Here is an 11802-nt window from a genome sequence, read left to right as displayed (position 1 = left end):
CTCATTCCTCCCTTTCCGGCGCCCGGACCGTACGGCGCTCGATGCGCTTCTCGATCCCGGTCCCCACCTCGACGACGCGGTGCACGAACACCCCCGGGAGGTGGATCGCATCGGGATCGAGCGCGCCCGGCTCGACGAGCTCCTCGACCTGGGCGATGCAGACGCGCCCGGCCATGGCGGCGAGCGGGTTGAAGTTGCGCGCGGCTTTGTTGAAGACCAGGTTGCCGTGACGATCGCCGCGCAGAGCGTGCACCAGGGCGAAGTCGGTGACGATCGCCTCCTCCAGCACGTAGTCCCGTGAGGTCCCGTCGATGTCGAACGACCGGACGTCCTTCTTCGGCGACGCGACGGCGACTCCGCCGAAGCCGTCGTACCGGCGAGGAAGACCGCCCTCGGCGACCTGGGTGCCGACGCCGGTCTGCGTGTAGAAGGCCGCGATGCCCGACCCCCCGGCCCGCAGCTTCTCCGCCAGCGTGCCCTGCGGAGTGAGCTCGAGCTCGAGCTCACCGGAGAGGAACTGCCGCTCGAACTCCTTGTTCTCGCCGACGTACGACGAGGTCATCTTGCGGATGCGCCGTGCGTTCAGCAGCACGCCGAGCCCCCAGTCGTCGACGCCGCAGTTGTTGCTCACGACGCTGAGGCCGGTGGTGCCCTGAGCGAGCAGCGCCTCGATCAGAGCGATCGGATTCCCCGAGAGGCCGAAGCCGCCGACGGCGAGCGACGCGCCGTCCGGGATGTCGGCCACGGCCTCTGCCGCAGACGCCCACGTCTTGTCGATCACACGCACTCCTTCGTCGCCGTCCTGAAGACAGCCTCGCGTGCGGCGGCCGGCCGACGCGAGCGATCGATTGCGATGTGGAGCGATTCGCGCGTATCGTCCACATTATGGACACTGGCCGATCGATACCGGGTGCGCAGTCGATCGCGCGTGCCGCACGGCTGCTGCGTCTGGTCACGGCCGGCGGCGAGGCGGGTGTCGGCGCGGCCGAGCTCGCCCGGTCCGCCGACCTCACGCGCCCGACCGCCCACCGGCTCCTCGCGGCGCTCGCACACGAGGGCCTCGTCGATCACGACGAGGAGACCGGACGGTGGATGCCGGGGCCCGAGCTGTTCCTGATGGGCTCCGTCGCGGCGTCCCGATACGACATCACCGCGATCGCGCGCGACGTGGTGCGCTCGCTCGCGGTGCGCACCGAGGAGAGCGCGTTCCTGTCGGTGCGCCGCGGCGACGAGACCGTGTGCCTGCTGCGGGAGGAGGGCAGCTTCCCGATCCGCTCGTTCGTGCTGTCGGAGGGCGTGCGGTTCCCTCTCGGCGTCGCCTCCGCGGGTCTCGCGATCCTCGCCTTCCTGCCTCCTCACGATGTGGACGCGTACTTCGAGCGTCACCCGGCACTCGCCGAGCTCTGGGGCGCGTCGCACGCGGAGCGACGACTGCGCGCTCGCCTGCGGGAGACCCAGGAACGCGGCTACGCCCTCAATCCCGGGCTCATCGTCGAGGGCAGCTTCGGGCTCGGCGCGGCGGTGTTCGACCGTGCCGGTCATCCGCAGTGGGCGCTGAGCCTCACGGGCGTGCAGTTCCGCTTCGGTCCCGATCGACTCGCCGACCTCGGTCGCACGCTCCTGGCGCACGCGCACCAGCTCACCGCCCGTGTCGCCGCGAGCCGCTGAGCGCGGAGATCACTCCGCCTGCGCCGCCGCGATCTCGTCGCGCACGGCGGCGCCGACCGCGTCGGCGCCGCGCTCGGACATCGTGATCGTGTAGTGGTTCACGTCCGCCACCGCGACGTGCCGGAGCGTGGGCGACGCGGCCAGCAGCTCCGGGATCCGCGCGAGCGGATACAGGGCCGGCACCTGGTCGAGCAGTCCGCGCTCGGCGGTGACGAAGAGGGTGGGATGCCGCATCGCGGCCACCGCGTCGGCGATCGCCGTGCCGCTGAGCTGGTCGACGGAATCCTCCTCGAGCGTGGCGTACGACGTCGACGGGCGGAGGGCGGGCGCCTCGCCGTCGAGGTCGTAGGCGAGGTAGTCCTCCAGCGCCGGCGACCAGTCGCGCGCGAACGCGGGGTGCGCACGCCAGAAGTCGCGGTACGCCTCGACCGACGGGAACGTCATCGCCAGGCGCTCGGCCGCCGGTCCGAGCACGAGACGGATCACCTCCTCGGGTGCGAGACCCGGCGGGAGGGCGAGCGGGAGCCCGCCGTCGACGAGCACGATCCGCGACGCCCGCTCCGGATAGAGGTCGCCGAGCACGAGCGAGACGAACGCGCCCATCGAGTGACCGACCACCACGACGCGGTCCGCGCCGACGGCGTCGAGCACGGCCACGAGGTCGCGGGCGTGCGCGGCCATCCCCGCCGGCCCGGTGAGCCGATTGCTGCGTCCACGGCCGCGCAGGTCGGGGGCGACCACACGGACGTCGGGCAGTCGCTCCGCCACGAGCGGCCACGACAGATGCGACGCCGTCACCCCGTGCACGAGGAGCACGGTGGGCGCATCCACCCCGCCCTCCTCCGGCTCCCACACGCCCACGCGCAGGTCGCCGCCGTCGACGGGCACGTCGAGCGTGCGGTAGCGGCTCATCGCGCGGTCCATCCGCCGTCGATGGTGTACGAGGCACCGGTCACCATCCCGGCGTGCTCGGACGCCAGCCATCCGGCCAGCGACGCGACCTCCTCCGGCTCGACCAGTCGCTTGACGGCGGTCTCGGTGAGCATGATCTTCTCCACCACTTCGTCTTCCCCGATGCCGTGCAGGCGTGCCTGATCGGCGATCTGCTTCTCGACGAGCGGCGTGCGCACGTAGGACGGGTTGATGCAGTTGCTGGTCACGCCGTGCGGCGCGCCCTCCAGCGCCGTCACCTTCGACAGCCCCTCCAACCCGTGCTTGGCCGCGACGTAGGCCGATTTGAAAGCACTCGCCCGCAGTCCGTGAGCGCTCGAGATGTTGATCACTCTCCCCCACCCGCGGGCGTACATCCCGGGCAGCACTGCGCGCACCAGGAGGAAGGGCGACTCCAGCATCAACCGGAGGATGAGGCGGAAGGCGTCGGGGTCGTAGTCCTCGATCGGGCTGACCCGCTGGATGCCGGCGTTGTTGACCAGGATGTCGGCCTCGAGCGCGAGCGCGTCGAGCGCCCCCGTGTCCGCGAGATCGACCACCCAGGCCTCACCGCCCACCTCCGCGGCCGCCGCGTGCGCGGCCTCGGCCTGCAGATCGGCGATGACGACGTGCGCCCCGCGCCGCGCGAACTCGCGTGCGCAGGCCAGTCCGATCCCGCTCGCCCCGCCCGTGATCACGGCCCGCCGACCGTGGAGATCCTGCTCCGTCATGTCTCCCTCTCCGGCGCCGGCCGGCGCGGCGACCATTCTCGCTCAAGGTCACGATTTGGGACAGTCCCCTGGACAGATGGCCGCCCCGCTACTTATGGTTCCGGCGGGGAGTCTTAACGAGAGAAGCGGGGGCGCAGCAGCGGTACGGGGTCAGACCTCGTGCCCGCCGTGTGCGCCGTCGAGTCTGGAGTGAAGATGGTCGCTGTCGACGGCTCCCGGGGAACACGCAAGGCACGCACGGGCGGACGCGCATCCGCCGGCGCGGTGCCGCGAGATCGGCGGATCCTCGCCGGCGTGGTCGCGATGGTGACGGCGGCGGTGGCGGGATCCCTGCTGATCGCCCCACCCGCCGTCGCCGCCCCGGTCTCGAATGCGCAAGGCTCGTTCCTCACCGGGAGCGCGCTCGGCCTCGACCTGGCACCGCTGCTGTCCGCCCTCGACGCGAGAGCGTCGAACACCGGCGCGACCTCGACGGTCACCCAGAACACTCCTCTGCTCGCCGCCGAGCTGAACAACTCCGGCACCGTGCCGATCGGCGGAGGGGTCAACCTGCTCGGCCCGGGTGGCATCGTCACCCTCGGTGCCGTCAACCAGTACGCGCAGGCACGGTCCGACGGCAGCTCCACAGCCGCATCGGGAGCCGTCACCTCCGCGGGGGCGATCGGCGTCGGCGGCAGCGGCGGGGTGCCCCCGGCCGATGCGCGCGTCAACCTCGCGCCGCTCATCGCATCGGGCCTGCTCGGGACGCTGACGGATGCCTCGCTCACGGTCGGCGCGCTCTCGTCGCGCGCCGATCAGACCGCCGCGGGGGCCCAGTCGGGCACGTACCGCATCGCTTCGCTCGGTCTGAACCTCACCAGCCCGCTGGTCGCCGGCGTGCGGACCGGTCTCGTGAACTCCCTGACGGCTCTGCAGCCGACGGTCAACGCCCTGCCCGGGCTCATCCGCGCCATCCCCGCCGTCGGCCAGATCGCCGTGATCACCGGCGTTCCGCAGGTGGGGACCGTCGTGGGCAACGCGCTGAGCGTCGTCACCAGCGCCGACGGCTCGATCGTGGCGAACCTGCAGACCGGCGTCGTCTCGATCGACGTGGCGAAGGTGCTGACCACCGCCGGGCTGAATCTCAACGCGCTGCCGCCGAACACCGAGCTGATGCCCTACATCGTCAACGCCCTCACGACGCAGCTGCTGCCGGCGCTGACGACCGCGCTCACCAACGCCGTCACCGCGGTCACGAACGCCATCAACGGCATCAGCGTGACGGTGCTCGGCATCCCGGTCTCGCTGGCGGTGCTCGCCCCGGTGCTCAATCCCGTGATCGCACAGCTGGTCGCCCCGATCAACGCCACGGCGGCGACCCTGGGCTCCACCGTGATCACGCCGCTCGCCAGCGCCCTGACCACGATCCTCAGCCTGCGCGGCAACGGCCAGACCACGGCCGCGGGAGTGTTCACCGAGACCGCCCTGCGCGTCGGACTCCTTCCCACGGCACCGGTCCCGGCGGCCATCCTCAACCTCGCCTCATCGAAGGTCGGACCGAACGCCGGACCGCTCCCCTCGATCGCCACCATGACGCCGACGTCCGGCCCCACGGCCGGGGGCACGGCGGTGACCCTCACCGGCACCGGATTCCGGCCCGGCGTCGGTCGACGGCGCCGTGGTCACGCCGAACACCATCGCCCCGGACGGCACGAGCCTGACCTTCACCGCCCCGGCGCATGCGGCGGGGCCGGTCGCGGTCACCGCGACAAACGACGCCGGCGCGTCGGATGCTCGCACGTTCACCTACGTCGCCGGTCCGATCATCACGTCCCTCACTCCGCCACGGGGTCCCGTCGCCGGGGGCACGGCCGTGACGGTGGCGGGCACCGGATTCACCCCGGGCAGCACCGTCTCCGTCGCCGGCAGCGCGCCGATCACCCCGACCGCGATCGCTCCGGACGGCACGTCGCTCACATTCACCACGCCCGCGCACGCCGCCGGCCCTGTGCCGGTCACCGTCACGGGGACGGGCGGCACCTCCGCGCCGCAGACCTTCACCTACGACCCACCGCCCACGCTCACGGGCCTCACACCGGTGCGCGGCCCGGTGGCCGGCGGCACGGTCGTCACCGTGACCGGCACCGGCTTCACCCCCGGCTCCACGGTCTCCGTCGACGGCGGCCCGGCGATCACTCCGACCTCGATCGGGGGCGGCGGCACGAGTCTCGTCTTCTCGACTCCGGCGCATGCCGCCGGGCCGGTCGGAGTGACCGTGACGTCGGCGGCCGGCACCACAACGGCGGGCACCTTCACCTACGACCCGGTGCCCACGGCATCCGCGCTCACTCCGCCCTCCGGCCCCGCCGCCGGGGGCACCCTCGTCACCGTCACCGGTTCCGGCTTCGTTCCGGGCACCACGGTGACCGTCGACGGCACGCCCGGAACCGCTGTGACCGTCGTGAACGGCACCACCCTGACGTTCACCACCCCCGCCCACGCCGCCGGCGCGGCGCCCGTCGTGGTGACCACCCCCTCGGGGTCGGCGGCGCCGCTGACCTTCACCTACAACGCGCCCGCGCCGACCACGACGGGGATCGCGCCCAACACCGGTCCCACCGCCGGCGGGACGACGGTGACGATCACCGGTACCGGCTTCACGCCCGGAGCGACCGTCTCGGTGGACGGAGGTGCGCCGATCACCCCCACCACGATCGCGGGCAACGGCCAGTCGCTCACATTCGTCACCCCCGCGCACCCGATCGGCATCGTTCCGGTCACGGTGACCACGCCTGCCGGGACCTCGGGCCCGCAGACGTTCACCTACGGGCCGACGCCGCCGACCGCGCCGACGACCACCGGGATCTCGCCCACCAGCGGACCCGCCGTGGGCGGCACCGCGGTGACCGTCAACGGCAGCGGCTTCATTCTCGGCACGACCGTGTCGGTGGACGGCAGCGGGCCCATCGTCCCGACCAGCATCGCGCTCGACGGGGCGTCGCTCACGTTCCTCACCCCCGCCCACGCCGCGGGGCCGGTGCCGGTGACCGTGACGAACCTCGGGGGCACGTCCGGACCGCAGACGTTCACCTACAACGCCGCGGCGCCGACGGCGACGACACTCGCACCGAACCACGGACCGGATGCCGGGGGCACAGCTGTCACCGTGCTGGGCACCGGATTCACCCCGGGGTCGACGGTGTCGGTCGGCGGGGGCACGCCGATCGTCCCGACCTCGATCGCAGCCAACGGACAGTCGCTCACCTTCCTCACCCCCGCGGGCACCGCCGGAGCGACGACCGTGAGCGTGACGACCGCCGCGGGCACCACCGCGCCGCTGGCCTACACGTACGACCCGCCGCCCGTTCCCGCACCGACCGCGGCCACGCTCACGCCCGCCTCCGGCACGCAGTCCGGAGGAACTCTGGTCACGGTCTCCGGCACCGGATTCACGCCGACCTCGGTGGTCGCCGTCGACGGAGGCGCCGCGATCACGCCGGCCTCGGTCGCGGCCGACGGCACGTCGCTCACCTTCCTCACGCCCGCCCACGCCCCGGGGGCCGCGGCGGTCACCGTCACCACCGCGGGCGGAACCACCGACCCGCTCGCCTTCACCTACCTCCCGGTTCCGACCGCGAGCGCGATCAGCCCGACCCGGGGCCCCGCCGCAGGCGGCACCGTCGTCACGGTCACCGGGACGGCGTTCACCCCTTGCTCGGTCGTGACGATCGGAGGGGTCGCCGTGACCCCGACCTCCGTGGCGGGAGACGGCACCAGCCTCGTCTTCACCACGCCCGCGCACGCCGCCGGGCCCGTCACCGTGACCGTCACCACGGCGACCGGGACCACCGCGCCGCAGCCGTTCACCTTCGACCCGGCGCCCACCGCGACGAGTCTGGTTCCGACGAGCGGACCCACCACCGGCGAGACATCCGTCACCGTCACGGGAACGGGGTTCACTCCGGGCACCACGGTGTCGGTCGACGGCTTCGCCGCGATCACCCCCGACTCGCTGTCCGCCGACGGCACGACGCTCACCTTCACGACGCCGCCCCACGCGGCGGGCGCGGTCCCCGTGATCGTCAGCACCCCGGCGGGGAGCGCCGCACCGCTCACCTTCACGTACGTCGCGGTTCCGCCTCCTGCACCCACCACGAGCGGGATCGCCCCCGACACCGGACCTGCCGCAGGCGGGACGGTCGTCACGATCACCGGCACGGACTTCACCCCGACCTCGACGGTGTCCGTCGACGGCGGCACCGCGATCGTCCCCGCCTCGGTGGCGGCGAACGGGCGCTCCCTCACCTTCACCACCCCCGCGCACGCGGTCGGAGCGGTCCCCGTGACGGTCACCACGCCGTCCGGGACGAGCGGACCGCAGACGTTCACCTACGGTCCGACCCCGCCGACGGCGCCCACCGCGACGTCGATCACCCCGGCATCCGGACCCGCCGCCGGCGGGACGAGCGTCACCATCGCGGGCGCGGGCCTGTCCGGTGCGACGGTCTCGGTCGACGGGTCGGCCCCCATCCTGCCGTCGACGATCTCGCCGGACGGCACGTCGCTGATCTTCGTGACCCCCGCGCACACGGCGGGGCCGGTGCCGGTCACGGTCACGACCACGGCGGGCACCACCGCCCCGCTCACCTACACGTACGACGCTCCCCCGCCGGTGGCGCCGACGCTCGCCGGCATCGCTCCCTCGAGCGGCCCGGCCGCCGGCGGCACGAGCGTGACCCTCACCGGCACGGGGTTCACCCCGACCGCCACGGTGACCGTCGACGGTGTCGGCGGCATCGTCCCGACGAGCGTCGCCCCGTCGGGCACCTCGCTCACGTTCCTCAGCCCGGTGCATGCGCCCGGCCCGGTCGCCGTCTCGGTCACGACGCCCGCCGGCACGAGCGGCGTGCAGCTGTTCACCTACGACACGCCGCCGCCCGCACCGCCGACCCTCACCGGCCTCGCGCCGAACGCGGGCCCGGCGTCCGGTGGCACCACCGTCACCGTCACGGGCACCGGATTCGTGCCGGGCTCGACCGTGACCGTCGACGGTGCCGCGGTGGCTGCGGCATCCGTCGCCCCGGATGGTCGGTCGCTCACGTTCCTCACCCCGGCGCACGCCGTGGGAGCGGTCGACGTGACGGTCACCACCCCCACCGGGACCACCGCACCCGGCACCTTCACGTACGGTGCCGACCCCGCGGGCCTCCCGACCGTCACCGCGATCGCACCGGCGAACGGTCCCGCAGCGGGCGGTCAGGTCGTGACGCTCACCGGTACCGGACTCACCGGCGCCTCGGTGTCGGTCAACGGGGGTCCCCCGCTCCCGCCGCTGAGCGTCGCTCCCGACGGCACGAGCCTGACCTTCACCACCCCCGCCGGCTCCCCCGGTGCCGTCCCGGTGACGGTGACGACGGTCGGAGGCACCAGCGCACCGGTCACCTACACCTACGACGCGCTGCCGCCGGTCGCCCCGACCACGACGGGCATCACGCCTGCCGGCGGGCCGGCCGCGGGCGGGACCACCGTCACGGTGCTCGGCACCGGGTTCACCCCCGACGCGACGCTCACCGTCGACGGCGCGCCCGTGACGCCGACGAGCATCACGCCCACCACGGTGGTGTTCACCTCTCCGGCGCACGCGCCCGGACCTGCCAGCGTGGTCGTCTCCACGACGGCGGGCCCGAGCAACGCGCAGTCGTTCGTGTACGACCCGCTCCCGGCGGTCCCCCCAACGGCGACATCGCTCGCCCCGGCCTCCGTGCCGACATCGGGCGGCACCGTCACGGTGAACGGCACCGGGTTCACGCCCGACGCGACAGTCTCGATCGACGGCGGAGCCGCGATCGTCCCGACGTCGGTCGCCGGCGACGGCACGTCGCTCGTCTTCGCCGCGCCGGCGCACCTGGCCGGCGGCGCGACCGTGACCGTGACGACGCCGGGCGGCACCACCGCGCCGCTGATCCTCACATACCAGGCCCCGGTGGTCGTTCCTCCGACGGCGGCGTCGCTGACCCCCTCGACCGGACCGGCCGCGGGCGGCACCACCGTGACGATCGCCGGCACCGGCTTCGACGCGAGCGCCGCGGTGACCTTCGGCAGCACGCCGGTCGTCCCGGCATCGGTCGCCCCGGACGGCACATCGCTCACGTTCGTGACGCCCGCCGGTGCTCCGGGCGACGTCGCGGTCACGGTCACCACGTCGGCGGGCACGACCGCTCCGCTCGCGTACACCTTCGCACCGCTGCCCCCGGGGGCCCCCACCGCGACGACCCTCAGCCCGGCTGCGGGACCGGTGGCGGGAGGAACCACGGTCACGGTGACCGGAACCGGTTTCTCGCCGGGCGCCACGGTGCTGATCGGCGGGCTCACCGTCGCCCCGTCCTCGCTGGCCACCGACGGCGCGTCGCTCACCTTCGTCACCCCCGCGAACCCGGTGGGCCCGGCATCCGTCACCGTCACGACCGCGGCCGGCACCACCGCGCCGCTGTCGTTCGCGTACCTCGCCGCGCCCACGGTGGCGACCCTGTCGCCGGCGAACGGCCCGGCGGCGGGCGGGACGTCGGTGACGATCGCGGGCACCGGATTCACTCCGGATGCCTCGGTGTCCGTCGACGGCGTGCCGGTCACCCCGACCGCGGTGGCCGGTGACGGGACCAGCCTCACCTTCACCACACCGGCGCACATCGCCGGTTCCGTGCCGGTGAGCGTCACCACCCCGGGCGGCACGTCGAACGCCGGCACGTTCGCGTTCGATGCCGCACCGCCCACGGCGAGCTCGCTCGCGCCGTCGTCCGGGCCGATCACCGGCGCCCCGGTCACCGTGACCGGCACCGGGTTCACGTCCGACGCCACGGTGACGATCGACGGTGTCACGGTCCTCCCGACGTCGGTCGCACCCTCCGGCACCTCGCTCGTGTTCGATGCCCCTGCGCACGCGCTGGGCTCGGTCCCCGTGACGGTGACGACTCTGGCCGGCACCACCGCCCCGCTGACGTTCGTCTACGCCGCAGCGCCCGCCGTCCCGACGGTGAGCTCGGTCACCCCGGCCAACGGCCCGGCGGCCGGAGGCACCACGGTCACCGTGAACGGCAGCGGCTTCGTCCCGGGCAGCACCTCGGTCTCGGTCGACGGCGGCACCGGGATCCTCGCGACGGTCGCGCCGGACGGGCTGTCGCTGACCTTCACCACACCGGCGCACGCGGCCGGTCCGGTCCCGGTGACGGTCACGACGCCCGACGGCACCTCCGCGCCGGGCACGTTCACGTACGACGCCGCGCCGCCGGTCACGCCGACGCTGTCCGGTCTCGCGCCGGGCAATGGCCCGGCCGCGGGCGGCACGACCGTGACCGTCACCGGCACCGGGTTCACTCCTGGCTCCGTCGTCACGATCGACGGCGCGGCGGTGACCCCGACGAGCGTGTCCGGAGCCGGTACGAGCCTCACGTTCGTGACCCCGGCGCACACGGCGGGCACGGTGCCCGTCACGGTCACCACGCCCGGCGGGACCAGCGGGTCGCTCGGCTTCACGTACGACGCCGCCGCGGTGGTCCCGACGATCACCGGGCTGCTCCCGGCGACCGGCCCGGCCGCCGGCGGCACGAGCGTGACGATCACCGGCACCGGCTTCACCGCGGGCTCCACGGTGTCCGTCGACGGGGGCGGGGCCATCACCCCGACGAGCATCGCGGGCGACGGCGCCAGCCTCGTCTTCGTCACCCCGGCCCATGCGCCCGGTGACGTCGGCGTGACGGTCACCTCCGCAGGAGGCACCACGACCCCGGCGACCTTCACGTATCAGCCCGTCGTCGTGCCGCCGCCCACCCTCACGGGCGCGTCGCCGAGCACGGTCGTCATCTCGGGCGGAACCGCGGTGACCCTCGCCGGTACCGGCTTCACGCCCGGCACGGTGGTCACCGTCGACGGTGTGGACGTCACACCGACCAGCATCGCGGGCGATGGGACATCGCTCACCTTCACCGCTCCCGCGCACGCCGCGGGGCCGGTCGCAGTCAGGGTTCGCACCGCAGGAGGGACGAGCGGTCCCCTCACTCTCACCTACGCCGCAGCTCCCCCCGTGGTGAGCCCGCCCACGGTCACGTCGCCGGTCCAGGGCGGTACCGTCACCACGCCGACTCCCACGTTCACGGGAACGTCCGACCCGGGCGCCACCATCACGCTCACGGAGAACGGCGTGACCCTGTGCACCACGACGGCCGACCCCTCGGGCGCGTGGAGCTGCATGTCCACGGCTGTGCTGTCCGCCGGTCTGCACACGGTGACGGTGACCGCCACGGATCCGACCGGCATCGTGTCGGCCTCGAGCACCGTGGCCTTCACGGTGCTCCTCGGCGGCAGTGGCACGGGATCGGGCGGGACTCTCCCCGTCACGGGCACGTCGGGCGTGCGGCTTCCGATCGGACTCGGGATGCTGCTGCTCGGCGCCGGCGCGACGATCCTCCTCCTGCGACGCCCGCGTCGCACCTGATCCCCC

The 11802-nt window shown here is 73.6% G+C and carries 6 protein-coding genes and 1 pseudogene; 3 read left to right on the top strand and 4 right to left on the bottom strand.

Annotation, left to right across the window (positions count from 1 at the left end):
• Position 1 precedes the first annotated feature (1 nt).
• A complete protein-coding gene (locus ACSJDX_RS10795; RefSeq protein WP_438352683.1) occupies positions 2-781 on the bottom strand; it encodes a CoA transferase subunit A in 780 nt (259 codons plus the stop codon).
• A 104-nt stretch (positions 782-885) separates the two neighbouring features.
• Between ACSJDX_RS10795 and ACSJDX_RS10790 the strand changes: the two genes are divergently transcribed.
• Positions 886-1668 (top strand): IclR family transcriptional regulator, encoded by a 783-nt coding sequence (locus tag ACSJDX_RS10790; RefSeq protein ID WP_438352682.1) that lies wholly within the window; start codon positions 886-888, stop codon positions 1666-1668.
• Positions 1669-1677: 9 nt separating this feature from the next.
• On the opposite strand, the gene ACSJDX_RS10785 is transcribed toward ACSJDX_RS10790, so the two are convergent.
• Both ACSJDX_RS10785 and ACSJDX_RS10780 read right to left on the bottom strand, forming a co-directional pair.
• Positions 1678-2592: an alpha/beta hydrolase gene (locus ACSJDX_RS10785; protein WP_438352681.1), complete on the bottom strand. Its 915-nt coding sequence runs from the start codon at positions 2590-2592 to the stop codon at positions 1678-1680.
• Positions 2577-3329, bottom strand: coding sequence for a 3-hydroxybutyrate dehydrogenase (locus ACSJDX_RS10780; RefSeq protein ID WP_438352680.1), 753 nt, complete (start codon positions 3327-3329; stop codon positions 2577-2579). The genes ACSJDX_RS10785 and ACSJDX_RS10780 overlap by 16 nt, the downstream gene beginning before the upstream one ends.
• 195 nt (positions 3330-3524) lie before the next feature.
• On the opposite strand from ACSJDX_RS10780, the pseudogene ACSJDX_RS10775 reads away from it, so the two are divergent.
• A pseudogene (locus tag ACSJDX_RS10775) lies at positions 3525-4421 on the top strand (choice-of-anchor G family protein); the annotation flags it as partial.
• Between the two features lie 65 nt (positions 4422-4486).
• Here ACSJDX_RS10775 and ACSJDX_RS10770 read toward each other — a convergent pair.
• Entirely contained in the window at positions 4487-4783 is a 297-nt protein-coding gene (locus ACSJDX_RS10770; RefSeq protein WP_438352679.1) for a hypothetical protein, read from the bottom strand.
• 203 nt (positions 4784-4986) lie between these two features.
• Here ACSJDX_RS10770 and ACSJDX_RS10765 point away from each other — a divergent pair, with 203 nt between their 5' ends.
• Entirely contained in the window at positions 4987-11796 is a 6810-nt protein-coding gene (locus ACSJDX_RS10765) for an IPT/TIG domain-containing protein (protein WP_438352678.1), read from the top strand.
• Positions 11797-11802 lie beyond the last annotated feature (6 nt).

Source organism: Microbacterium fluminis (assembly GCF_051549805.1).
Taxonomy (GTDB): domain Bacteria; phylum Actinomycetota; class Actinomycetes; order Actinomycetales; family Microbacteriaceae; genus Microbacterium.
The sequence above is the reverse complement of the archived record's forward strand: the minus strand, read 5'-3'. Positions and strand labels throughout refer to the sequence as shown.

Excerpts from the sequence above, each read along its gene's own strand:
- ACSJDX_RS10780 (WP_438352680.1), bottom strand. The coding sequence starts at position 3,329 with ATGACGGAGCAGGATCTCCACGGTCGGCGGGCCGTGATCACGGGCGGG.
- ACSJDX_RS10790 (WP_438352682.1), top strand. The coding sequence starts at position 886 with ATGGACACTGGCCGATCGATACCGGGTGCGCAGTCGATCGCGCGTGCC.
- ACSJDX_RS10785 (WP_438352681.1), bottom strand. The coding sequence starts at position 2,592 with ATGGACCGCGCGATGAGCCGCTACCGCACGCTCGACGTGCCCGTCGAC.